The following is a 22,932-nucleotide window of genomic DNA, read 5'->3' as shown; positions in this document are numbered from 1 at the left end:
ATGTCCTGGACCCGAAGGTTCGTCCTCGCGCTCTCGGTCGTGCTCGCGGCCCTCGCCGCGGCCCTGCTCACCGCCCCCGGGGCCCAGGCCCACGAGGAGCGGCCCGTCACCTTCCCCGACGGCTCCGGCACCGTGCCGAAGCTCCGCACAGGGGAACCCGACCTCCTCGTCTGCAAGACCGACCGGACCGCGTTCGAAAGCCGGATCTCCGGCTTTCCGGACCCCCTCAAGGCCCGCAACCGCGCCCTCCACGAGCGCTGCGCCCGCGAGGGCTACCGCCACCTCCAGCAGGCCGTCGACGCCGTCGACCGGCCCGGCATGACCATCGCGATCCTCCCCGGCCTGTACGAGGAGGAGCCCTCGCTGCCCCCGCCCACCGGAGCCTGCGCCACGCTCGACGCGCCCAAGTCCTCGCTCGGCTACCAGATCCTCAGCTACGAGCAGCAGCGGCGGTGCCCGCACAACCAGAACCTCGTCGCCATCCTCGGCAAGAAGAACCTCCAGATCGAGGGCACCGGAGCCTCCCGCCTCGACGTCGTCATCGACGCCAAGTACCGGAAGCTCAACGCGCTGCGGGCCGACGGCAGCGACGGCGTCTACTTCCGCAACTTCACCGCCCAGCGCACCACGTTCAACTCGCTGTACGTGCTCGCCGCCGACGGCTTCGTCATCGACGACGTCCTCACCCGCTGGAACGACGAGTACGGCTTCCTCACCTTCGCCTCCGACCACGGGCTCTACAAGAACTGCGAGTCCTACGGCAACGGCGACTCCGGCATCTACCCCGGCTCGGCCTCCGACATCAACGACGGCCGCGGCTACGACGTCCCCCGCTACTCCATCGAGATCACCGGCTGCCGCAGCCACCACAACATGGTCGGCTACTCCGGCACCGCCGGAGACTCCGTCTGGGTCCACGACAACGAGTTCGACCACAACATGGGCGGCGCCTCCATGGACTCCGCCTTCCCCGGCCACCCCGGACTGCCGCAGAACCACGCCCGCTTCGAACGCAACCTGATCCACGACAACAACCAGAACTACTACCCGTACGTCGCCGACGGCACCTGCGCCAAGCCGCCCGTCGAGCGCGGCTACGAACAGGGCGTCGTCTGCCCCCAGATCTCCATGCCCCCCGGCACCGGCATCATCACCGCCGGCGGCAACTGGAACCTCTACGAGAACAACTGGGTCTACGGCCACCAGCGCGCCGCCTTCTACCTCAGCGCCGTCCCCGCCTTCATCCGCGGCGAGTCCGCCTGGGGCAAGCAGACCGACACCTCCCACCACAACCGCTACGCCGACAACCACCTCGGCGTCGACAGGTCCGGCGCCACCCGCCCCAACCGCACCGACGTCTGGTGGGACGGCCAGGGCAGCGGCAACTGCTGGCAGTCCGACACCGGCGCCGCCAGCCCCGGCGCCCTGCCCGACTGCGGCGCACGCCGCGGCGACGTCTCCGGCGGCACCCACCGGCTCATCGGTGAACCCGTCAAACTCGCCCAACTCCTCGTCTGCGCCGACTACAACGTCCAGGCACGCCGCCTCCCGGCAGGCTGCGACTGGTACGGCGCCCGCGGCCTCCAGCGCGTCGAGACCCAGCTCGCCCTCGGCAGCTCCCTCGTCCTCGCCCTGGCCGGCTTCGCCCTCTGGTGGCGCCGCCTGCGCGGCAACCGCCTCGCGGGCGCCGCCACCCTCATCGGCCTCGCGGGCCTCGCCCTCGACGTCGCCGGCTCGACCCTCGCCCTCACCCCGACCGTCGTCCCGGCCCTCGCCCTGCTCCTCACCGGCGTCTGGTGGACCCTCCTCGGTCTCGCCCTGCGGCCCACCCGCCCCGTCCTCGCCTGGACCACCGTGGTCCTCGGCGCCCTCACCCTCCTCGACGCCTTCGACAAGGCGATCCTGATGGTCCCCGGCATCCCCCTGAGCCCCGCCTGGCTCCGCCTGCTGCTGGGCGTGATCTGGGTGCTGTGGGCGGTCGTGGCCGCAGGAGCCCGCGGCCCGGTCCCGTCGGACCCGACCCCGGTCCGGTCGGACCCGACCCCGGTCCCGTCGGACCCCGCACCGGGGCCCGGCCCCGAGGCGGGACCACGGGTGGGTACGGCCCCCGGCGCGGCCTCCGGAGATGCCCCCGGCGCGGCCGCCCCCGGGGCGGGCGTCACCCCGGCGGAGCGCCGCCCGCACGGCGAGGCCACGGCATGAGGCGGCCCCGTGCCGGCGTCACCCGCCCGCCCCTCGACAAGCCCCTTGCCCCGCCCCTCGCCCCACCGCTCGTCGCGGCCCTGGCCGCCGTCCTGGCCGCCGCCCTGCTCCTCACCGGCTGCGGCGGCCGGGCCACCACCCACCACAAGCCCGGCACCAGCCACGAGGAGGCCACCGGAAGCACCGGAACCCTGCTCACCGCGCGGGACGAGAGCGGGCACCGGCTCCGCGAACTCCCCGCGGCGGAGGCGCCCGCCGTCCGCGTCGAGACCCGCCCCGACGCCGAGGGCGGCTGGAACGTCCACCTCACGGTGGAGAGGTTCCGTTTCACCCCCGAGAGCGCCGGCGGCGCGGCCCTCCCGGGCCGCGGCCACGCCCGCCTCCTGATCGACGGCCGCGAGGCCGGCCGCCTCTACAGCCCGTGGGGGTACGTACCGGCCGGCACCCGTACCCTCACCGTCCGCCTCCACGCCGACGACCACACCGCCTGGGCCGTCGCCGGCGCTCCCGTCCAGGCCACCGTCCGCCTGGACGGCGCCGCGCCCCCGAGCCCGGCACCGAAACCCCGGCCTACCGCCACCGGACGCACCGTCGACATCACCGTCTCCGGATCGACCGTCCAACCACCCCCCTCCCGCGTCGAGTTGAAGAAGGGTGAACGCCTCACCCTCCGTGTCACCAGCGACCGCGCCGACACCCTCCACGTGCACGGCTACGACCGCGAACTCCCCCTCTCTCCCGGCACCCCCGCCACCCTCACGCTCACCGCGGACCGCACCGGCCTCTTCGAGGTCGAGACCCACGAGTCCGGACTTCTGCTGACCCAACTCGTCGTCCGATGACCGGCACGCTCACCCAGGCCGCACCGCTCGCCCACGCCCACGCCCAGCAGGTTCACGCCCTCACCCCCGAGCCCGGCATCGGTCTCGGCCTTCCGCTCGCCCACGGCGTGGGCTCCCGGCACGACCTGCCCCTCTCGCCCTTCTACGCCTACGCGGGCGCCTTCGCCGCGCTCTTCATCTCCTTTCTCGCCCTCGGACTGCTCTGGTCCTCCTCCCGCTTCCGCGGCGACCTTTCGGGCCGCCCGCTCCCCACCGTCCTCCAACGGGTCGCCGACGCCCCCGCCACCCGCACCGCGCTCCGGCTCCTCGGCGCCGTCGCCGCCCTCGTCTTCCTCCTCCACCTCCTTCTCGGTCCGGACGACCCCGACCGCAACCCCGCGCCCGGCGCCCTCTACGTCCTGCTCTGGGTCGGACTCGTCCCCGCCTCCCTCCTCCTGGGTCCCGCCTGGCGCCTCCTCAACCCCCTGCGCGCCGTCCACTCCCTGCACCCGCCGCGGAACCCCCGTCCGCTGCCCGCCGCCCTCGGCATCCGCCCGGCCGCCCTCGGCCTCCTCCTCTTCACCTGGCTCGAACTCGTCGCCCCCGACAACACCTCCTCCACCACCCTCCTGGCCGCCCTCGCCCTCCACGCCGGCGTCCAGCTCATCGGTGCAGCCCGCCACGGCGACCGGTGGTTCGCCCACGCCGACCCCTTCGAGGTCTACTCCTCCCTTCTCGCCCGGCTCTCCCCGCTCGGCCGCCGCGCCGACGGGCGGCTCGTCCTGCGCTCCCCCTTCCACGGCCTCGACGCCACCCCGCAGACCCCCGGTCTCGTCGCCACCGTCTGCGTCCTCCTCGGCTCCACCGCCTACGACGGCCTCTCCGACAACCCCCGTTGGATCACCACCCTCCAGACCTCACCCCTCGGCCCCGTCCCCACCGCCACGCTCGGCCTGCTCGCCGCCGTCGCCCTCGTCGCCGCCTGCTACGGACTCTGCGCGGGCGCCCTCCGTCTGATGAACCGCACCCTCACCACCCCGCTCACCTCCTTCGCCCACTCGCTCCTGCCCATCGCCCTCGGCTATCTCGTGGCCCACTACTTCTCACTCTTCGTCACCGAAGGAACACGTGCAGTCATGATGGCAGGGGGCACTGACAACGCCCTCGCACCCGCCCCGTTCCTGGGGCCCGGCGGCCTCGCGACGCTTCAGGTCGCCGCGATCGTCACCGGCCACGTCCTCGGTGTCGTCGCCGCCCACGACCGGTCCGTGCGCCTCTTCCCGCCCGACCGCGCGGTCGCCGGCCAACTCCCACTGTTCGCGCTGATGATCGCGTATACCCTCGGCGGCATCGGCCTGCTGATCGCCTGACCCGTCCCGCCTGACCCGTCCCGCCTGACCCGTCCCGCCTGACCCGTCCCGCCGGGCCCGGCGGGACGGCCGGAGCGGCATCATGGACCCCGTGCCCCAGTCCCACGCCCAGACCCCGTCCACGCTGCGCCGGGCCCCCGTGCAGCAGCGGAGCGCCGAGCGGCTCGCCCGGATCCTCGACACCTGCGCCGAACTGCTCGACGAGACCGGCTACGAGCAGCTGAGCACCCGCGCCGTCGCAGCCCGCGCGGGAGTCCCCATCGGCTCCGTCTACCGCTTCTTCGACAACAAGCGGGCCATGGTCGCCGCGCTCGCCCACCGGAACCTCGACCGGTACGCCGAGCGGATCGCCGCCCACCTCGACGCCACCGCCGACCCCGACCCCCACGCGGCCATCGACGGTGTCCTCGACGAGTTCATCGCCATGAAGCGGACCGTCCCCGGCTTCGCCCTCGTCGACTTCGGCGTGCCCGCCGCCGAGGAGCCCGGCGAGGACCCCAACGGCCTGGTGGCCGAGCGGATCTGCGGGCTGCTCGCCGCCCACCTCGGCCGGCCCGCCGACGAGACGCTGCGACGCAAGGTCCGGGTCGGTGTCGAGACGGCCGACACGCTCGTCCGGCTCGCCTTCCGGGCCGCCCCGGAGGGCGACCCGGCCGTCATCGACGAGACCCGGCAACTCCTTCACGCCTATCTCTCGCCCTCCCTGTCGTAGCACTCCCGGACGTGCCTACCGGTCGGTATGCTCGCGGCGGGCCGACGCCCCGGTCCCGACCCGACGCTGCTCCAGGGAGACGCCATGTCCACCGCCCTGCGCATCTGCCCCCTCTGTGAGGCGACCTGCGGACTGACCCTGACGATCGAGGGGCCCCGGGTCACCGGGGCGCGCGGCAACCGCGAGGACGTGTTCAGCCAGGGGTTCATCTGCCCCAAGGGGGCCGCCTTCCCCGGCATCGACGCCGACCCCGACCGGCTCCGCACCCCGCTGGTCAGGAAGGACGGGCGGCTCCAGGAGGCGACCTGGGAGGAGGCCTTCGACACGATCGCGGCGAGAATCCGTCCGCTGATCGAGGAGTACGGGCCGGATGCCGTGGGTATCGTCCTGGGCAACCCCAATGTGCACACGATCGCCGGCGCCCTCTACCCGCCCCTGCTGATCGGCGCGTTGAGCACACGGAACCTCTTCACGGCGTCGACGATCGACCAGATGCCCAAGCACGTCTCCAGCGGCCTGCTGTTCGGAGACGCCTTCGCGATCCCCGTGCCGGACCTGGACCGCACCGATCACCTGCTGATCCTCGGAGCCAACCCGCTGGACTCCAACGGAAGCCTGTGCACCGCCCCCGACTTCCCCGGCAGGCTCAAGGCGCTGCGTCGGCGCGGCGGCACCCTCACCGTCGTCGACCCCCGGCGCACCCGCACCGCACGCGTCGCCGACCGGCACGTCGCCATCCGCCCCGGCGCCGACGCGTTCCTCCTCGCCGCGCTCGTCCACACCCTCTTCGAGGAGGGGCTCACCGACCTCGGCCCGCTCGCCGCCCATGTGGAGGGGGTCGAGGAGGTACGGACGGCGGTACGGGAGTTCAGCCCCGAGGCGGTCGCCGACGCCTGCGACGTGGACGCGGACACCATCCGCGCGCTCGCCCGGGAGCTCGCCGCCGCACCCACCGCCGCCGTCTACGGGCGGATGGGCAGCTCCACCGTGGCGTACGGCACCCTAGCCAACTGGCTCGTCGACGTCCTCAACATCCTCACCGGCAACCTCGACCGGCCCGGCGGCGCACTCTTCCCGCTCTCCGCCACCGCGCCCGCCCCGCGCCCCGCGGGACCCGGCAGGGGCTTCGCCCTCGGCCGCCGGCACAGCCGGGTCTCGCACCACCCCGAGGTCAAGGGGGAGTTGCCGATGGTCGCGCTCGCCGAGGAGATCGAGACCCCGGGGGAGGGCCGTATCCGGGCGCTGATCACCGTCGCCTCCAACCCCGTCCTGTCCGCACCCGACGGAGACCGCCTCGACGCGGCGCTCGGCTCCCTCGACCTGATGATCGCCGTCGACCCGTACCTCAACGAGACCACCCGCCACGCCGACGTCCTGCTGCCGCCGCCCCCGCCCTCCCGGAGCGCCCACTTCGACTTCGCGTTCAACGCCCTCGCCGTCCGCGACCAGGTCCGCTACACCCCCGCCGCCGTCCCCCTGGAGGCGGACCGGATGGACGAGTGCGAGATCCACGCCCGGCTGATCCTCGCCGTCTCCGGGATGCACGGTGCCCCGCCGTCAGCCGTCGACCAGCTCGCGATCGACAGCACCCTCGCCAAGGCGGTGACCCAGGAGCACTCACCGGCGTACGGGGCGGATCCCAAGGAGTTCGCCGCGGGGCTCACCGGGGACAGCGGGCCCGAGCGCCGCATCGACATGATGCTGCGCCTCGGCCCGTACGGGCTCACACTCGACGAGCTGCGGGCCCACCCGAACGGCATCGACCTCGGCCCGCTCAAGCCGCGCCTGCCGCAGGTCCTCAAGACCCGCAGCGGACGGATCGAGCTGTTCGCCGCGCCGCTCGCCGCCGACCTGCCCCGGCTGCGGGCCGCGCTCGACGTCGTACCCGACTCCGACAGCGTCCAGCTCGTCGGGCGCCGCCACCTGCGCTCGAACAACAGCTGGCTGCACAACACCCCGGCGCTCGGCGGCGGTACGAACCGGTGCACCCTCCAGGTGCACCCCGACGATGCGGCCCGGCTGCGGCTCGTGGACGGCGGCCTCGCACGGGTCAAGGGCGAGGGCGGCGAACTGGAGGTGCCCGTCGAGGTGACCGACGGGGTGCGTCCCGGGGTGGTGAGCCTGCCGCACGGCTGGGGTCACGACCGGCCGGGCACCCGGCTGGCCGTCGCGTCGGCGCGCCCCGGAGTCAACGTCAACCAGTTGCTCGACGGCTCCCGGCTCGACCCGCTGTCGGGCACGGCCGTGCTGAACGGCTTCCCGGTGCAGCTCTCGCCCCTGCCGTGACCTGGGGTTTTGCTCGTATTGCTCACGCGTCAACGTCTTGTTAACGGCAGAAGGGGGCACCTACCGTCATCCGGACCGCCGCTCGGCGGAGTTCAACGGTGAACGTGAGGTGCCCTCCATGCTGACCGTCCTCGGCTTCGCCATGATCGCGACCTTTCTGGTTCTGATCATGATGAAAAAGATGTCGCCGATCGCGGCACTCGTCCTGATCCCCGCGCTGTTCTGCGTGGCGGTCGGGCAGGGAGCCCAGCTCGGCGACTACGTCATCGAAGGCGTCGGCAAGCTGGCACCGACGGCGGCGATGCTGATGTTCGCCATCGTCTACTTCGGCGTGATGATCGACGTCGGCCTCTTCGACCCGATCGTCCGGGGCATCCTGCGCTTCTGCAAGGCCGACCCCGTGAGGATCGTCGTGGGTACGGCGGTGCTCGCCGCGATCGTGTCGCTGGACGGCGACGGCTCGACGACGTTCATGATCACCGTCTCCGCGATGTATCCGCTCTACAAGCGGCTCGGCATGAGCCTGGTGGTCATGACGGGTGTCGCCGCCACCGCGAACGGCGTCATGAACACCCTGCCCTGGGGCGGTCCCACCGCCCGCGCCGCGACCGCGCTGAAGCTGGACGCCGGCGATGTCTTCGTCCCGATGATTCCCGCGCTCGGCATGGGCCTGCTCTTCGTGTTCGTCCTCGCGTACGTCCTCGGGCGCCGTGAGCGGAAACGCCTCGGCTACCTCACGCTCGACGAGGCCCTGGTGTCCGAGACCGACACGGTGCTCGTCGCGGCGGGTGCCGGTGGCGGCAACGCCGGTGGCAGCCACGGCGGCGGTGCCGTGGACCTGGCCAGGAAGCCCGTCGGCGGTTCTGGTGACGCGCCGGGCGCGGTGCCCGGATCCGGCCCCGGCCCCGACTTCGGATCCGACCTCGGCTCCGACTCCGGTGAGGACGAGGGGTTCCAGGGGCTCGACCCGAACCGTGCGACGCTGCGCCCCCGGCTGTACTGGTTCAACGCCGGACTGACGGTCGCGCTGCTCGCCGCGATGATCCTCGAACTGATGCCGATCCCGGTGCTGTTCCTGCTCGGCGCCGCGCTCGCGCTCACGGTCAACTACCCGAAGATGGCCGAGCAGAAGGCGCGTATCGCCGCCCACGCGGACAACGTCCTCAACGTCTCCGGCATGGTCTTCGCCGCCGCCGTCTTCACCGGTGTCCTCACCGGTACGGGCATGGTCAAGCACATGGCCGACTGGCTCGTCGGTGCCATCCCCGAGGGCATGGGCCCGCACATGGGCCTGGTCACCGGTGTGCTCAGCATCCCGCTCACCTACTTCATGTCGAACGACGGCTTCTACTTCGGCGTCGTGCCGGTCCTCGCCGAGGCGGGTGCCGCCCACGGCGTCTCGCCCCTGGAGATCGCACGGGCCTCCCTCGTCGGCCAGGCGCTGCACATGTCGAGCCCGCTGGTCCCGGCCGTGTACGTCCTCGTCGGCATGGCGAAGGTGGAGTTCGGCGACCACACCAGGTTCACGGTGAAGTGGGCCGCGCTGACCTCGCTGGTCGTCCTCGCGTCGGGGATCCTCTTCGGCATCATCTGACCCCCTCCCCGGCTCCCCGGCCCCGGCCCCCGACGGGGCCCGTTCCCGGGCTCCCGTCACCTCACACCGTCTGCGCCCGAACCGACCCGGGCGCGGACGGTGTGAGGTGACGGGGAGTGAGCCGGACGGGTGGAGACGGAGATCGACGCGGTCGTGCCGTCACCTTTTGTGTCCATGTCGTGACAGATAGTCGGATTATCGCAATGCGTGTCCGCTGTGTTCACTCACGACTGGAGAACCACTCTCATGGCGAACCCCCCCACCCGCACCCTGCTCCGCGCGACCCTCGCCACCCTGGCGCTCGGCGGCGTGACCCTCGCCGGCGCCCCGGCGGCCTTCGCCGCGCCCGGTGACAACGGTGACATCAAGGTCCACCGACAGGGCACCCCCGACACCAGCCAGGTCAACGAGCCCCGGGTCGGATGCACCTTCCGCTTCGCGGCCTTCAACTTCGACGGCCTGCAGAGCGTTCAGTGGAACATCTACGACCAGCCGGGTCAGCCAGGCAACCAGGACCCGTCGTTGAGGAACGGCAGCATCGCCGTCGACAGCAACGGCGACGGTCACACGGACGACATCACCGGACTGGCGTCCGGCATGTACAAGGTCGAATGGACGTGGGTGGGCCAGAACGGCGCGGCCAAGTCGAAGGTCTTCCGGGTCACCTGCCCCGATGGCGGTAACGGCGGGAACGGCAACGGCGGGAACGGTAACGGCGGGAACGGTAACGGCGGGAACGGTAACGGCGGGAACGGTAACGGCGGGAACGGCAACGGCGGTTACGGTCACCACAAGCCCCCGCACGGACCGGTCGGCGCCGGTGGCGGCGGCAGTGCGGAGATCGCCGCCGACGACTCCTCCGGCTTCGGCATCGGTGCGGCCGTCGCCGCCGGCCTCGCCGGTACGGCCGGACTGGTCCTGATCCGCCGCTCGCGCCGCCGCGACAATGGCGCCGCGTAGGTCCTCGCGCCTCACGCGCCGCCAGCGGCGCCTGTTCCGGCTCGCCAGGACCGTGACGGTCACCGTGGTCCTGGTGGCCGGCGGAGTCTGGTGGGCCGGAGGCGAGGAACCGGCCGAGCCGGTGCTCGCCGTGGGCCCGGCCGCCTCCGGGCCGGTAGGAACGGCGGGAGCGGCGGGAGCGGCCGGAGCGCCGGCAGCCCTCGATCAGAAGGCGAAGCCCAGGGCGCAGCCGACGGCCGCACCCACGCCCCGGCCGAAGCCCGTACCCAAGGCACGGCCGAAGGCGGTACCCGCGCCCCGGCCGTCGCCCTCGCCCGCGCCGCTGGCCCGTTCGCGTCCGACCACCGTCGCGGTACCGGCGATCACCATCGAGGCCCCGGTGGTCGAGCTCGACCTCGACGCGGCGGGACGTCTCGCCACGCCGCCGGTCGACAATCCCGAGGTGGTCGGCTGGTACGCGAAGGGGGTCACCCCCGGTGAGCGGGGGACCGCGGTCGTCGTCGGCCACCGCGACACCCGCACCGGCCCGGCCGTCTTCCTCGATCTCGACTCGCTCAGCGCCGGCAACACCGTCCGGGTCGCCCGCGCCGACGGCAGGGTCGCCGTCTTCACGGTCGACCGGGTCGTCACGTACGCCAAGGCCGAGTTCCCCGACAAGGAGGTGTACGGCTCCACCGGGCGGCCCGAACTGAGGCTGCTCACCTGTGGCGGAGCCTTCGACCCCGCAAAGGGCTACGAGGCGAACATCGTCGTCTTCGCCCACCTCTCCGACATCGCCCAGAAGATCTGAACAACGGTTCCGACGGTTCCGACGGTTCCGACGGATGCCAGCCGCTCCGTCGGCCCCTCCCCGCCGCGTCCGGCGGGCCGCACCAGCCGGGTGCGTGCCCGCCGGGCGCGGCGTCGTGTGCCGCGTCTGTCCGGTCCTGGCGTGGACAGGGGGCGCGAGGGGGCGGCACGATCGGCTCGGGACTGAGACCGGGGGCACGTCCGGAAGCCCTGGCGCCCAAAAACTAACAGCGCTAGTTTGGGTGTCGAACCGGTCGGCAGTGTGAGGAGACATCGGATGAAGGCGCACGACGCGATGTACATCGGCGGGGAGTGGCGGCCCGCCGCCGGTCCCGACACGATCGCCGTCCTCAACCCGGCGGACGAGCAGGTCATCGCCCACGTCCCGGCCGGCACCGCCGAGGACGTCGACGCGGCCGTACGCGCCGCCCGCGCCGCCCTGCCCGGCTGGGCCGCGACCCCGCCCGCCGAGCGCGGCGCCCGGATCGCCGCCCTGCGCGACGCGCTCGCCGCCCGCGCGGAGGAGATCGCCGCCACCGTCACCGCCGAGCTCGGCGCTCCGCCGCAGCTCGCCGCCGCCGTGCACGCGGGACTGCCGATCGCCGTGGCGGGGACATACGCGGACCTCGCCGCCACCCACCCCTTCGAGGAGAAGGTCGGCAACTCCACCGTCTACGCCGAGCCCGTCGGCGTCGTCGCGGCGATCACCCCCTGGAACTTCCCGCTCCACCAGGTCGTCGCCAAGATCGCCCCGGCCCTCGCCGCCGGCTGCACGACCGTCCTCAAGCCCGCCGAGGACACCCCGCTGACCGCTCAGCTCTTCGCCGAGGCCGTGCACGAGGCGGGCCTGCCGGCCGGCGTCTTCAACCTGGTCACCGGCCTCGGCCCGGTCGCGGGGCAGGCCCTCGCCGAGCACCCCGACGTGGACCTCGTCTCCTTCACCGGCTCCACCGCCGTCGGCCGCCGCATCGGAGCCCTCGCGGGCGGCGCCGTCAAGCGGGTCGCCCTCGAACTCGGCGGCAAGTCCGCCAACGTCATCCTGCCGAGCGCCGACCTCGCCAAGGCCGTCTCCGTCGGCGTCGCCAACGTGATGTCCAACTCCGGCCAGAAGTGCAGCGCCTGGACCCGGATGCTGATCCCCGCGGACCGGTACGAGGAGGCGGTGGCGCTCGCCGTCGAGGCCGTCGCCAAGTACGTCCCCGGCGAGCGCCTCGGCCCCCTGGTCAACGCCAAGCAGGAGGAGCGCGTCCGCGGCTACATCGAGAAGGGCGTCGAGGAGGGCGCCCGCCTGGTCGCCGGCGGCCCGGAGGCCCCGCGCGAGACCGGCTACTACGTCTCCCCGACCGTCTTCGCCGACGTCACCCCGGAGATGACCATCGCGCAGGAGGAGATCTTCGGACCGGTCGTCTCGCTCCTCCGGTACGAGGACGAGGAGGAGGCCCTCGCCATCGCCAACGGCACCGTGTACGGCCTCGCCGGCGCGGTCTGGGGCGACCCCGAGGAGGCCGTCGCCTTCGCCCGCCGCATGGAGGCGGGCCAGGTCGACATCAACGGCGGCCGGTTCAACCCGCTGGCCCCCTTCGGCGGGTACAAGCAGTCCGGCGTGGGCCGGGAGCTCGGCGCGCACGGTCTCACCGAATATCTCCAGACCAAGTCCCTGCAGTTCTGACCGGTCCCACCGCCGCGCCCGACGGACCCCGCCGCCGGGCCCAACCGCCCCCCCCAGGTCCCACTGGCCCCGCCGTTCCGCCCCGGGCCCCGCCGTTCCACCCCGTCCACGCGACTTCCGCCCGTCCACGCGACTCCCGAGGAGCACCGCACGTGAGCCTGATCCGCGCCGCCGTCCTGCCCGCCGTCGGCTCCCCGCTGGAGATCACCGGCATCGAGCTCCCCGAGCCCGGCCCCGGCCAGGTCCGGGTCCGGCTCGCGGCCGCCGGCGTCTGCCACTCCGACCTGTCGCTCTCCAACGGCACGATGCGCGTGCCGGTGCCCGCCGTCCTCGGCCACGAGGGCGCGGGCACCGTCGTCTCCGTCGGCGAGGGCGTCAGCCATGTCGCCCCCGGCGACGGCGTCGTCCTCAACTGGGCGCCGTCCTGCGGAGACTGCCACCCCTGCTCGCTCGGCGAGGTCTGGCTCTGTGTCGACGCGCTCAGTGGCGCCGCGAACATCCACGCCCGCACCCAGGACGGCAGGGAGCTCCACCCCGGACTCAACGTCGCCGCCTTCGCCGAGGAGACCGTCGTCGCCGCGGACTGCATCCTCCCGGTGCCCGACGGTGTGCCGCTCACCGACGCCGCCCTCCTCGGCTGCGCCGTCCTCACCGGCTGGGGCGCGATCCACCACTCCGCCCGGGTCCGCGAGGGTGAGACGGTCGCGGTGTTCGGCGTCGGCGGGGTGGGCCTCGCCACGCTCCAGGCCGCCCGGATCGCGGGTGCCTCGACGATCGTCGCCGTGGACGTCTCCCCGGAGAAGGAGGCGCTCGCGCGGGCGGCCGGGGCCACCGAGTACGTGGTCGCCTCGGAGACCACGGCGAAGGAGATCCGGAAGCTGACCGGGGGCCAGGGCGTCGACGTGGCCGTCGAGTGCGTCGGCCGCGCCGTCACCATCCGGACCGCCTGGGAGTCCACCCGGCGCGGTGGTCGGACCACGGTCGTCGGCATCGGCGGCAAGGACCAGCAGGTCACCTTCAACGCCCTGGAGATCTTCCACTGGGGCCGCACCCTCGCGGGGTGCGTCTACGGCAACTCGAACCCGTCCGTCGACCTGCCCGTCCTCGCCGAGCACATCCGCGCCGGCCGGTTCGACCTGGGTGCGCTCGTCACCGAGCGGATCACCCTGGACGGCATCCCGGGCGCCTTCGAGAACATGCTCGCGGGCAAGGGCGGCCGAGCCCTGGTGGTCTTCCCCTGACACCGGTCGCCCACGCCCACGTGGAAGCCCGTACCGACGTTCCGGTACGGGCTTCCACGCGTCACGGACCAGGTCACGTCACGGACCAGGTCACGTCACGTCACGTGACCAGGTCACGTCACGGACCACGTCACGCGACGGATCGACGCCGCGTCACAGGTCGAGCACGAGCCGGGCGCCGCGCGAGCGCCCCACGCAGATCATCATCGTCGTCCCCGAGGCCTTCTCGTCCTCACCGAGGACGGAGTCGTGGTGCTCGGGCGTCCCGGCGATCACCTTCGTCTCACAGGTGCCGCAGAAGCCCTCCTCGCAGGAGTACGCGACACCGGGAACCACCTCGCGCACGGCGTCGAGCAGGGTTCGGCCGGGCGGGACGTGCACGGTCCGCCCGCTCCGCCGCAGCTCGACCTCGAAGCCGTCGCCGACCTCGGAGTCGTCGCCGACCTCGATGCCGTCGCCGGAGTCCGCCCCGGTCTCCCGCGTCGGCGCCGCCCACCCGGAGTCCCGCGTCGGCGCCGTCCCGAACCGTTCCGTGTGCAGGCGACCCGACCACCGTTCCTCCACCGCCCGCAGCAGTCCCTCGGGCCCGCAGCAGTACACGGCCGTCTCCGCCGGAAGCCCCGCCAGGACGCCGTCCAGGTCGGGCAGCCCCGCCGTGTCCTGCGGGACGAGCGTGACCCCGGGGAGTGCGGCGAGCTCCTCGCGGTACGCCATGGCCGGCAGGCTCCGACCCCCGTACAGAAGGGACCACGAACCCGGCGGAAGCGAGCGGATCATCGGGAGCAGCGGGGTGATGCCGATGCCGCCCGCGAGGAACAGATACCGCTCCGCGGGCAGCAGCGGGAAGCGGTTGAACGGGCCCCGCACCCCGAGGACCGTGCCCGCGCCGAGGGTCGTGTGGATCTCCTCCGATCCGCCCCTGCCGCCGCGCTCCCGGAGCACGCCGAGCCGGTACGTGCTCCGGTCCGCGGGGTTCCCGCAGAGCGAGTAGTGGCGGATCGCCCCGGACGGCAGCGTCACCTCCAGGTGGGCGCCGGGCTCCCACGGGGCCAGTTCGGCGCCCGTGGGATCGGTGAGTACGAGCCCCAGGACGTCCTCGGCCTCGGGGACGACCGACCGGACCGTGAGCCGGGCGGTGCGCGGGACTGTGGTGGACATCGTCACCTCGGAACTCGTGTCGGCGGAAGCAGCGGTTCCGGCCACACCCGGCACAGCGCCCCGTACAGCGCGGCGGCGACCGTGAAGGAGGCCGGCAGGCTCAGGTCGACGCCGCCCGTGAGACCGGTCAACGGGCCGGTGTACAGCGGGTTGTTGACCCAGAGGACTCCGACGACCGAGCCGAGCGCGAAGGCCGTGGCGGCCCGCGGGTTGACCCCGCCGGTGTACCAGTAGCGGCCGCCCCCGCACGTGGTGAACGCGCGCAGCGCCTCCGCGTCGTACCTGCCGCGGTGGAGCACGTACCCGACGAAGAGCACGGCCGCCCACGGGGCGACGACGGTGAGCAGCAGCGTCACGAACGCCGACATCGCGTCCATGGCGTCGTACACGACCGCCCCGAGGTACAGCACGGCCGCCGCGAGCACCGCGACCACCGTGGTGACGGCGGCCCGTGAGGAGCGCCAGAACACGGAGTTGGCCGACAGTCCGGCCGCGTAGAGGCAGAGCCCGGCCTGCGGCAGGGTGCCCGCGAAGCCGAAGACGACGACCGCGATCGCGAACCAGCCGGGCACCGCGTCCGTCAGGCCCTGGAGCCACGGCTCGTCGGGGACGGGGAAGAGGGTCGTCACGTACGCGCCGGTGAGCAGCGCGGCGAGACTGCTGAGGAACATGGAGATCCCGCTGGCACGCACGACCCGGCCGGTGGGGGTGGAGGCGGGCATGAAGCGGGTGTAGTCGCCCTGGAAGGTGGCGTACGACAGGGGCACGGTCGCGGAGGCGGTGGCCGCGAGCAGCCAGGTGTGCAGGGCGCTGTCGAGCGCGAGCGTCCCGCCGGCGTAGCCCGCGTCGAAGTCCGGGGCGAGGACCAGCACCGTGCCGAGGAGGACCGCGCCGCCGGTGACGGCGGTGACCTTGTACGTACGGACGAGGGTCTCGTGGCCGCGTACGGCGACCAGCGCGACCGCCGCCGCCGTCACGAACATCGCCGCGGTCAGCGCCCCGGGACCGGTGGGGGTGGAGAGCAGCCGGTGGCCGGCGACCATGACGGCGGTGCCGCCCGTCCAGACGGCGATGGCGAAGAAGCCGAGCGCGGTCACCACCGTGAGGACGTTGCCGACGACCCTGCCCCGTACGCCGAAGTGCGCGCCGCTCGACACGGGATCGTTGGTGCCGGTCCGGACGCCGAAGCGGGCGAGCGGCGCGAGCAGCGCCGTGCCGACGGCCACGCCGACGGCGATGGCGCTCGCCGAGGCCCACCAGCCCAGGCCGAAGACGACGGGCAGCGCGCCGAGCACGACCGTGCCGAAGGAGAACTGCGCGGAGGGCCAGATCCAGCCGAAGTCGCCCGGGGCCGAGGTGCGTTCGGCCTCGGGCACCGGCGCGATGCCGTCGTGTTCGGCCGCCGCACGGGGCGACGCCACGGTGGACGCCGCCCCGGTCGGTGTGGTGGTCATGAGGCGCCCCCGGCCGGGGCGGTCCCGGGGGCGGGCGCCCCGGGAGAGGTGGCTGCGGCGGGGGCGGCCGGGTAGCCGTCGTGCGCGGGGTCGCGCTGCTGGGGGACGCCGAGGTCCCCGGGCAGCACGTCCACCACCCGGAGGGCCGCGCACGCCGCTCCCGACAGGCGCTCCCCACTGGTCAGGTCGAAGGTGGTGTGGTGCAGGGGGCAGGTGATGCGCAGCCTGTCCCCGTCGACCCTGCCGTACTTGAGCCGGCCCCCGCGGTGGGGGCAGACGGCGGCCGCGAGGACCTTGCGGTCGCCGACCTCGACGAGGACCAGGTCCTCGGTCACCTGGCGGACGGTGGGCTCGTCGGAGCCCCGCCGCCGTCCCGCGGGCACGGCCGTCATGCGACGGTCTCCCGGGCCCGCGCGACGGCCGCCTCGTTCGCGGTGCCGACGATGTCGGAGGCCAGGCGCACACCCGCCCAGATCTTCGCCAGGTCGGGCTCTTCGAGCGACCGGATCGCCGTCCGCATATGACTGCTGTGGTACGAGTCGATGTAGAGGTGCTCGGTGTAGTAGGCGTCGTGGGCGATCCCGAGCCGTCGCGCCGCCCGGGCGAAGCTCTGGAAGGCGTACAGCACACTGGTCTCGAAGTAGGCGTACGCGCCCAGGAAGTACTGGGGCGAGGGGGCCCGGCTCGCCAGCCAGTGGAACATGTTGACGTAGGCGAAGCACTCGGGGACCGTCTCGTCGAGGTAGTCGTCGAGCCGGAGGCTCATGCCGAGCTCGGTGAGCAGATCGCGGTAGAGCTGGGAGTGCGCCTTCTCCTCGTTGCCGCAGCCGAGTTCGTCGATCAGGACACGGAAGACCGCCATCGCCGAGCGGTACGGCAGCCGGGGCACGACCGGGAGCAGCGACTCCGACTCGGTGAGGCCGTCGAGCGCGAACTGCCGTACCACGGTCTTGAACTGATCGAGCGTCGCGTGCTCGGCGAGGAAGGTGGCGCTCTCCGGGAGCGAGGCCTCCTCCTCGGCGAGGAACTGCTTGAGCGCCTGGAGGAGCTCGCCGGGCGAGCCGAAGCGGGGCGCGGAAGCCTCGTACGCCCGCGCCTTGGGCAGGATCCAGCGCTCCTCGATCGCGGTCATCGACCCGTAGTCGCCGAGGTTGGGGACCCGCCGGTAGAGGCTGTGCAGCTCGCGCTGGGAGGTCGCGGCCGGGGCGGTGATCGAGTGCGCGGCCACCGGGACGGGGGCCGGGGCGGACCCGGCCGGCGCGGAGACGGAGGGAGCGGACGCGGAGGGAGCGGCGGGGGTGGTGCTCATGCCGCCTTCGCCTCCTCGTGCACGGTCGGGGAGGCGATCACACCGCGCCGGTGCAGCTCCTGCTTGACCCAGCGGTACCAGTCGTCCTTGAAGACGCCGTACCGCTCGCAGACGGCGTTGATCTCCGCCTGCCGGTCGGGGGTCGGGTCGACCAGCATCGCGTTGCACAGCGAGGGTTCGAGGTTGGCCAGCGGGCCGATGAAGCCGTCGATGCCGCGGGCGTCGACGAGGAGGTTCTCCCAGCCCTCGAAGACCGGGATGCCGGTGCCGGCCTCGGCCATGTTCCGGGTGAAGGCGGCGTCGCCGCTGGACTCCTTGATGCCGACGATGCCCGGTATCTCCTTGCAGATCCGGATCAGGGTGTCGAACTCGATGCGATTGCCCGAGAGCGCCTCCTCGTTGTAGAGGAAGATCGGGATGTCGAGGGCCGCGCGGATCGCCTTGTAGTGCTCGACGATCCGGTCCTGCGTCACCTCGGCGCCGAACGGCGTGGTGACGACGACGGCGTCGGCGCCGATCGCGGCCGCCGTACGGGCCCGGTCGATCACGGCGTCGGTGTCGGGGAGCTGGATGCCGGCGAGGACGGGCAGGCCGTCCGCGTGCCGGACGGTGTACGTGACGACGTCCTGCCACTGGCGGGCGTCGAGCTTCCAGCCCTCGCCGGAGGTCAGGGCCGGCATGAAGCCGTTGACCTCGGTGCGGATGTGGTCCAGGAGACGGACGACGCTCGGCTCGTCGACGACGCCGTGCTCGTCGAAGGGGGTGATCAGCGGGACGACGGTCCCGGAGTAGGTGCCAGGCATGAGTGGGGTGCCCTTCGGAACGACTTCAGAGGGTTTCGGAGACGACCTTCAGGACCAGCGACCGCCGGTAGAGGTCCTCCAGGTACGCGGGGAACGACGGCTCCTCGCCGAGGGCGGGAGCGTCGGCCGGGGCGAGCGGGGCCAGTGGTACGACGGGCAGGCCGGCCGCCGCCCGCACCAGCCGGGGGCTCGCCGTGTGGAGCACGCCCCCGCGGCCGACGACCTGGGCGAGCAGCAGACGTTCATGGGTGGGCAGACCGTCGAGTGCGGGCTCGGTGAAGGCCCGGCGGACGTCGTCCTCGGTGTAGGCGATCCGGTCGATGGCCAGGTCCGTGTGGAGGACGTCCATGAAGGGGTAGTACTCGTCCTGCAGTTCCCGCTCGTAGCCCCACACGAGGTCGTCGCAGCGGCCGACCTGCTCCCAGCTCATGACGACCCCGCCCGCTTCCCCCGCGGCCAGCCGGCCGGCGAAGAAGGCCTTGGCGGCCACGCGGACCGCGTCGTCCTTGCTGTGCATGCCCATGAACGTCGTGGCGTCGATGAACACCACCGGGTCGGTGTCAGACGGCATAGCGCTCGAGCACCTTCCGCATCCGCTCCATCGCGCCGGCGAACAGCTCCGGCTCGCGGGCCAGGGCCAGGCGCACGAAGCGCTCGCCCTTCTCCTTGGTGTTCCAGTAGAAGAACGTGCCCGGCAGGACGTACACCTCCTCGTCGAAGAGGACGGCCTGGAGCCGGGTGGCGGTCAGGTGCTCCGGCTTGATGCGGAACCAGGCGACGCTGGTGCCGACGACCGGCTCCTGGAACTCCAGGATGGTGCCGTCGAGGGCCTTGCGGGCTGCCTCGCCGTTGGTGCGGATGATGTCGCGGACGGAGGCGAAACCATCGGTGATGGAGTCCTCGACGTACTGCGTGACCATGTTGAGGACGAACGGCGAGACGTTCAGGAGGACGCTGGTGTGGAGGTTGTAGACCTCCTCCTGGATGTCCTGGCTGGCCGTGATCATGGCGCACTTGGCGTCCTGGATCGGCCAGGTCTTGCCGGTGTCCTCCATGACCATGTAGGTGACGCCGGACTCCTCAAGGAGCCGGTAGATGTCCACCCGGCCGATGCCCTCGTCGCAGAGCGCGAAGGAGGCGAAGCAGAAGTCCATCACCAGGACCTTGTCGTGGTCCACGCAGTAGCGGACGACCTCGCGGAAGCCCTCCAGCTTCTCGGCGAGCAGGGTGAACCCGGTGGGGTTGTTGGGGTCGACGAGGTAGATCGCGTCCGCGGTGATCTCCTCGACGAGCCGCTCGTAGATGGCGTCCTTGTCGTGCAGGGCCGACTCGGCGAACGGGGCGATCGGCACCTGCATGTTGCGCAGCAGGTCGACCAGGTTGTCGAAGCAGGGCTCGACCAGCTGCACCGACATCCCGCGCTGCTTGAGGAACATGCCGGCGACCATGGTCGACACGCTCGCGGAGTACGAAAGGAGCGTGCGGCCCATCGCACGGGCGGTGGGCTGCTGGTGCAGCCGGAAGAAGGCGTCCAGGAACTGCCGCTCGAAGTGCGCCTGCTGCTTCGACTCGGACTCGTGCCACAGCTCGGGAAGCCGCGAGACGATCCGCTCCTGGGAGGTGGACTGACGCTGGTGGGTGTGTGCGTCGGCCAGGTTGAACCGGGTCTTCAGGGCTTCGATCTCGTGCTGGGTGAGGTCGACGAACGTGCTGACGTCTGCCTTGTCGGTCAACGACATGAAGAACTCCCGCTGTCGATACGAATCTCCGTCCGGAATTCCGGCGGCGTGAATGACTTTAGGAGCTTCGAGCGGCCTTGCGAATAACGGCCGGGTCACGCAATTAATAATCACCGCGATGTTCTGCGGGCGAAAAAAAGGAACGACGGCCAGGCATTCCTCGTAAAGGAATGCCTGGCCGTCGTTCCGGTGGTTCGGCCGCTTTTTGGCGGCGTATTCAACTATTCAGTGGCGGCCTTCAGGAGGATGTCCTCGAACACCTTCGGGTCGTCCGAGCCGATCACCGGCCAGCCGATGCCGTAGGCGCCCTCCCAGTCCACCTCGATGCCGGGGTTGGCGTGGTCGGAGCCGTCGGGCAGGAACAGATGGGGGCTGCAGTCCACCCGGTCGCTCTGGGCGAGCGCCGCCTGGTCCGAGAGCGCCCGGCGCGCGCGCCCGTCGTCCAGGGCCTCGGCGAGGGCGTCGACGTCGACGGCGCCGGTCCCGGCGGCCACGTCCAGGATCACCTTGCGGTGGCTGATGCAGCGCGATTCGGCCCAGAAGGCCCGGCGCAGCCCGAGGTCGAGCTGTTCCGAGGCGCGCAGGCCCTGTTCCTTGGCGGCGAGCACCGCCTCCAGGGCGGGCAGGGTCGTCGACGGGTAGAGCCAGTCCTTGGCCTGCCAGAGCTGCCAGCCGGCGGCCGGCTCCAGGCTGGCCATGCGGGCGACCTCGCTGTCCGTGCCGGGGCGCGGGCTCGGGGCGTCGTTGAGCAGTTCGAGGGGGAAGGCGCGCAGGTCGAAGGAGACCTGCTCCTCCAGGCCGAGGCGGGCCCGGGTGGTGTGCAGCCGGTGGATCGCGATGTGCGCGAAGGAACACCAGATGTCGGAGAAGACGGTGACGACTCCGCGCGGCGGCGTCAGGTCGGCGGTGGTCGGGTCGGACATGGTTCTCCTCGGTTCGTGCGGGGATCTCAGGCGGCGGGGGGCTCGACGGCGTCGAGCGCGGCCTCGAGGTCGAGGTCGGCGCCGGGCAGCCAGACGGGCAGGGAGGGGATACGGGCCATGGCCTCGAAGAGCCGCGGTACGGCGGCCTCGCGGACGGTCGGCCCATGGGCGCTCAGCAGCTTCGCGGGGCGCAGGGCGGCCAGCTCGTGCACCGGCCGGAGGAATTTCGTCTCGTCGACCAGCGCGGTCCACGGGGCTATCGCCCGGTTCAGGACCTCGAAGCCGTGGAAGAATTCTTCCTCTGAAAGGTCGGTGAACTCGTGGTGGATTTCCTCGACGACGGTCCCGAAACTGTCGGAGCTGTAGAGCGTTCCGTCGGAGTGGTCGAAGACGGCGAGGGTCCCAGGTGAATCGAACGTGGGCGGCCGGTGAAAACTCAGCTCGCGGTCGCCGACTTTCACCCGGCTTCCCGGGTTCGCGGTGACGACCCGTTCCTGCGGAATGCTGAACTCTTCCGATATTCGCGTCAGCGATATGGCGTTGGCGAGGACCTTCGCGTTCGGCGCCGCCTCCAGGATCCGGGCGAGGGCGCCGGTGTGGTCGCGGTCGTCGTGGGTGACGACGACCCAGCGCAGGTCGGCCGGCTCGATCAGCGACCAGAGGGAGTCCAGGAAGCCCTCCCGGTCGACGGGCATGCCGGTGTCCACGAGGATCGGCTGGCCCGACCGGAGGAGGAAGGCGTTCACCGGCTGGTCGCCGAGGCCGGGGATGGGCAGTGCCGAGGGGAGGACGTGGAGGTCCGGCCCGGCGGTGTAGGACGCTTTCATGACACACCTTTCATGGCGCACCGTGCGGGCCGTGGCCCCCGGTTGGGGTCCCGGGGGAGCGCCGGCCTCGGTCAGACGAGCTGGATGGTCAGGGAGCCGGCGATCAGCAGGGCGAGGCCCAGGGTGCGCGGCTTCGTGAGCGAGCGCTGGGGGAGCTTGAAGAGGCCCTTGTGGTCGATCAGGGCCGAGGTGAGCTGCTGTCCGGTCACGGTGAGGGCGATGGTCACGGCCGCCCCGATCTCGGGGATGAGCAGGAAGGTCCCGGTGACGTAGGCGGCGGCGCAGGCACCACCGAGCCAGCCCCACCAGGGCATCTTCTTCAGCGGGGCGATCTTGGGCTTCGGCGTCTTCCGGGTCGCGTACAGGACGAGCAGGACGACGGCGATGGTGAACGTCGCCACGGCGAAGCTGATCACGGCGACGGTGACGGGCTGCTTGAGCTGGGCGCGCAGCTGGGCGTTGACCGCGCCCTGTACGGGCAGTACGGCTCCGGCGAGGATGCCGAGGGCGAGCCAGCCCGCGCGGCCGGCGCTCGACATCCTGGGGGCGCCGGGAGGGGCTGCCGCCTTCATGCCCCGGATGATCACGACGATGCCGGCGAGCACGGCCACGGCGCCGATGACGATCCCGGCGCTCAGGTCCTGCTTCTGGAGGCCGAGGAGACCGAAGAGGTCGAGTGCGAGCGAGGCGAACATCTGGCCGGTGACGAAGAGTCCGACGGCGGCGAGGGCGCCGAGCCGTGGGAAGAGCAGGATGCCGCTGGTGATGTAGAGCGGACTGGCGAGTCCGCCGAGCAGCTGCCAGGGCTCGACATCGGGGAGTTTGCCGAGCGCGCCGAGCGCTCCGGCCGCCACCGCGAGCACGGTCAGCAGACCGGTCGCGACGCCGAGCTGGATGGTCGAGGCGCCGTACGGGGTGCCGACGGCCGAGTTGAGCTGGAGGTTCACCGAGGCCTGGACGGCCAGGAGGCAGCCGACCAGCAGGGCCGCGGCGAGGAGCGCGGTGTGCATCTGGATCTCCCTGGGGCGGGATGGCGAGCGGATAAGTGGACACTGAGTCCGTTTAGCATGCCACG

The 22,932-nt window shown here is 72.2% G+C and carries 20 protein-coding genes; 10 read left to right on the top strand and 10 right to left on the bottom strand.

Annotated features, from left to right (window positions below; translation table 11 throughout):
- From ACZ4XX_RS21170 to ACZ4XX_RS21125, 10 genes are all read left to right on the top strand, one after another.
- Positions 1-2,202, top strand: coding sequence for a right-handed parallel beta-helix repeat-containing protein (locus ACZ4XX_RS21170; RefSeq protein WP_468509386.1), 2,202 nt, complete (start codon positions 1-3; stop codon positions 2,200-2,202).
- Positions 2,199-3,044 (top strand): hypothetical protein, encoded by an 846-nt coding sequence (locus tag ACZ4XX_RS21165; RefSeq protein ID WP_468509385.1) that lies wholly within the window; start codon positions 2,199-2,201, stop codon positions 3,042-3,044. Before ACZ4XX_RS21170 ends, ACZ4XX_RS21165 begins: the two co-directional genes overlap by 4 nt.
- Complete coding sequence (locus ACZ4XX_RS21160; RefSeq protein WP_468509384.1) at positions 3,041-4,393, top strand: hypothetical protein; 1,353 nt, start codon at positions 3,041-3,043, stop codon at positions 4,391-4,393. Before ACZ4XX_RS21165 ends, ACZ4XX_RS21160 begins: the two co-directional genes overlap by 4 nt.
- Before the next feature lie 82 nt (positions 4,394-4,475).
- The gene (locus ACZ4XX_RS21155) at positions 4,476-5,105 is read left to right on the top strand and encodes a TetR/AcrR family transcriptional regulator (RefSeq protein WP_468509383.1); all 630 of its coding nucleotides are present in this window, start codon (positions 4,476-4,478) and stop codon (positions 5,103-5,105) included.
- An 84-nt stretch (positions 5,106-5,189) separates the two neighbouring features.
- A complete protein-coding gene (locus tag ACZ4XX_RS21150; RefSeq protein WP_468509382.1) occupies positions 5,190-7,391 on the top strand; it encodes a molybdopterin oxidoreductase family protein in 2,202 nt (733 codons plus the stop codon).
- Positions 7,392-7,509: 118 nt separating this feature from the next.
- Positions 7,510-8,985: a CitMHS family transporter gene (locus ACZ4XX_RS21145; protein ID WP_468509381.1), complete on the top strand. Its 1,476-nt coding sequence runs from the start codon at positions 7,510-7,512 to the stop codon at positions 8,983-8,985.
- 246 nt (positions 8,986-9,231) lie between these two features.
- Positions 9,232-9,945 carry a hypothetical protein gene (locus ACZ4XX_RS21140; protein ID WP_468509380.1) on the top strand — a complete coding sequence of 238 codons (714 nt, stop codon included), beginning with the start codon at positions 9,232-9,234 and terminating at the stop codon, positions 9,943-9,945.
- Positions 9,932-10,735: a class F sortase gene (locus tag ACZ4XX_RS21135; RefSeq protein WP_468509379.1), complete on the top strand. Its 804-nt coding sequence runs from the start codon at positions 9,932-9,934 to the stop codon at positions 10,733-10,735. The genes ACZ4XX_RS21140 and ACZ4XX_RS21135 overlap by 14 nt, the downstream gene beginning before the upstream one ends.
- 276 nt (positions 10,736-11,011) lie before the next feature.
- Entirely contained in the window at positions 11,012-12,403 is a 1,392-nt protein-coding gene (locus tag ACZ4XX_RS21130; protein WP_468509378.1) for an aldehyde dehydrogenase family protein, read from the top strand.
- Positions 12,404-12,561: 158 nt separating this feature from the next.
- Positions 12,562-13,644, top strand: coding sequence for a Zn-dependent alcohol dehydrogenase (locus ACZ4XX_RS21125; RefSeq protein WP_468509420.1), 1,083 nt, complete (start codon positions 12,562-12,564; stop codon positions 13,642-13,644).
- Positions 13,645-13,797: 153 nt separating this feature from the next.
- Here the strand turns inward: ACZ4XX_RS21125 and ACZ4XX_RS21120 are convergent, their stop codons facing one another.
- The 10 genes from ACZ4XX_RS21120 to ACZ4XX_RS21075 all read right to left on the bottom strand — a co-directional run bounded on the left by ACZ4XX_RS21120 (position 13,798) and on the right by ACZ4XX_RS21075 (position 22,867).
- Complete coding sequence (locus ACZ4XX_RS21120) at positions 13,798-14,802, bottom strand: PDR/VanB family oxidoreductase (protein ID WP_468509377.1); 1,005 nt, start codon at positions 14,800-14,802, stop codon at positions 13,798-13,800.
- Positions 14,803-14,804: 2 nt separating this feature from the next.
- On the bottom strand, positions 14,805-16,256 hold the full coding sequence (locus tag ACZ4XX_RS21115) for a purine-cytosine permease family protein (RefSeq protein WP_468509376.1): 1,452 nt from the start codon (positions 16,254-16,256) through the stop codon (positions 14,805-14,807).
- Positions 16,253-16,648: a Rieske (2Fe-2S) protein gene (locus ACZ4XX_RS21110; RefSeq protein ID WP_468509375.1), complete on the bottom strand. Its 396-nt coding sequence runs from the start codon at positions 16,646-16,648 to the stop codon at positions 16,253-16,255. Before ACZ4XX_RS21110 ends, ACZ4XX_RS21115 begins: the two co-directional genes overlap by 4 nt.
- Entirely contained in the window at positions 16,645-17,565 is a 921-nt protein-coding gene (locus ACZ4XX_RS21105; RefSeq protein ID WP_468509374.1) for an iron-containing redox enzyme family protein, read from the bottom strand. The genes ACZ4XX_RS21110 and ACZ4XX_RS21105 overlap by 4 nt, the downstream gene beginning before the upstream one ends.
- Positions 17,562-18,368: a dihydrodipicolinate synthase family protein gene (locus ACZ4XX_RS21100; RefSeq protein ID WP_468509373.1), complete on the bottom strand. Its 807-nt coding sequence runs from the start codon at positions 18,366-18,368 to the stop codon at positions 17,562-17,564. The genes ACZ4XX_RS21105 and ACZ4XX_RS21100 overlap by 4 nt, the downstream gene beginning before the upstream one ends.
- Positions 18,369-18,393: 25 nt before the next feature.
- Positions 18,394-18,939 carry a DUF6190 family protein gene (locus tag ACZ4XX_RS21095; protein ID WP_468509372.1) on the bottom strand — a complete coding sequence of 182 codons (546 nt, stop codon included), beginning with the start codon at positions 18,937-18,939 and terminating at the stop codon, positions 18,394-18,396.
- Positions 18,929-20,107, bottom strand: a complete 1,179-nt coding sequence (locus ACZ4XX_RS21090) for an aminotransferase class I/II-fold pyridoxal phosphate-dependent enzyme (RefSeq protein ID WP_468509371.1) — start codon at positions 20,105-20,107, stop codon at positions 18,929-18,931. The genes ACZ4XX_RS21095 and ACZ4XX_RS21090 overlap by 11 nt, the downstream gene beginning before the upstream one ends.
- Before the next feature lie 221 nt (positions 20,108-20,328).
- Positions 20,329-21,030, bottom strand: a complete 702-nt coding sequence (locus ACZ4XX_RS21085) for a DsbA family oxidoreductase (protein WP_468509370.1) — start codon at positions 21,028-21,030, stop codon at positions 20,329-20,331.
- A 26-nt stretch (positions 21,031-21,056) separates the two neighbouring features.
- Positions 21,057-21,857, bottom strand: coding sequence for an MBL fold metallo-hydrolase (locus ACZ4XX_RS21080; protein ID WP_468509369.1), 801 nt, complete (start codon positions 21,855-21,857; stop codon positions 21,057-21,059).
- A gap of 71 nt (positions 21,858-21,928) precedes the next feature.
- A complete protein-coding gene (locus tag ACZ4XX_RS21075; RefSeq protein ID WP_468509368.1) occupies positions 21,929-22,867 on the bottom strand; it encodes a DMT family transporter in 939 nt (312 codons plus the stop codon).
- Positions 22,868-22,932 lie beyond the last annotated feature (65 nt).

Source organism: Streptomyces sp. NPDC029956 (assembly GCF_055574655.1).
Note: the sequence above shows the minus strand (reverse complement) of the source record. Positions and strands in the feature narration are given on the sequence as shown.

Bases quoted from the DNA above. Each gene is read 5' to 3' on its own strand.
- ACZ4XX_RS21080 (WP_468509369.1), bottom strand. From the start codon at position 21,857: ATGAAAGCGTCCTACACCGCCGGGCCGGACCTCCACGTCCTCCCCTCG.
- ACZ4XX_RS21150 (WP_468509382.1), top strand. From the start codon at position 5,190: ATGTCCACCGCCCTGCGCATCTGCCCCCTCTGTGAGGCGACCTGCGGA.
- ACZ4XX_RS21120 (WP_468509377.1), bottom strand. From the start codon at position 14,802: ATGTCCACCACAGTCCCGCGCACCGCCCGGCTCACGGTCCGGTCGGTC.
- ACZ4XX_RS21170 (WP_468509386.1), top strand. From the start codon at position 1: ATGTCCTGGACCCGAAGGTTCGTCCTCGCGCTCTCGGTCGTGCTCGCG.
- ACZ4XX_RS21100 (WP_468509373.1), bottom strand. From the start codon at position 18,368: ATGCCTGGCACCTACTCCGGGACCGTCGTCCCGCTGATCACCCCCTTC.
- ACZ4XX_RS21105 (WP_468509374.1), bottom strand. From the start codon at position 17,565: ATGAGCACCACCCCCGCCGCTCCCTCCGCGTCCGCTCCCTCCGTCTCC.
- ACZ4XX_RS21165 (WP_468509385.1), top strand. From the start codon at position 2,199: ATGAGGCGGCCCCGTGCCGGCGTCACCCGCCCGCCCCTCGACAAGCCC.
- ACZ4XX_RS21115 (WP_468509376.1), bottom strand. From the start codon at position 16,256: ATGACCACCACACCGACCGGGGCGGCGTCCACCGTGGCGTCGCCCCGT.
- ACZ4XX_RS21155 (WP_468509383.1), top strand. From the start codon at position 4,476: ATGGACCCCGTGCCCCAGTCCCACGCCCAGACCCCGTCCACGCTGCGC.
- ACZ4XX_RS21160 (WP_468509384.1), top strand. From the start codon at position 3,041: ATGACCGGCACGCTCACCCAGGCCGCACCGCTCGCCCACGCCCACGCC.
- ACZ4XX_RS21130 (WP_468509378.1), top strand. From the start codon at position 11,012: ATGAAGGCGCACGACGCGATGTACATCGGCGGGGAGTGGCGGCCCGCC.
- ACZ4XX_RS21135 (WP_468509379.1), top strand. From the start codon at position 9,932: ATGGCGCCGCGTAGGTCCTCGCGCCTCACGCGCCGCCAGCGGCGCCTG.
- ACZ4XX_RS21140 (WP_468509380.1), top strand. From the start codon at position 9,232: ATGGCGAACCCCCCCACCCGCACCCTGCTCCGCGCGACCCTCGCCACC.
- ACZ4XX_RS21090 (WP_468509371.1), bottom strand. From the start codon at position 20,107: ATGTCGTTGACCGACAAGGCAGACGTCAGCACGTTCGTCGACCTCACC.
- ACZ4XX_RS21145 (WP_468509381.1), top strand. From the start codon at position 7,510: ATGCTGACCGTCCTCGGCTTCGCCATGATCGCGACCTTTCTGGTTCTG.
- ACZ4XX_RS21085 (WP_468509370.1), bottom strand. From the start codon at position 21,030: ATGTCCGACCCGACCACCGCCGACCTGACGCCGCCGCGCGGAGTCGTC.
- ACZ4XX_RS21075 (WP_468509368.1), bottom strand. From the start codon at position 22,867: ATGCACACCGCGCTCCTCGCCGCGGCCCTGCTGGTCGGCTGCCTCCTG.
- ACZ4XX_RS21110 (WP_468509375.1), bottom strand. From the start codon at position 16,648: ATGACGGCCGTGCCCGCGGGACGGCGGCGGGGCTCCGACGAGCCCACC.
- ACZ4XX_RS21095 (WP_468509372.1), bottom strand. From the start codon at position 18,939: ATGCCGTCTGACACCGACCCGGTGGTGTTCATCGACGCCACGACGTTC.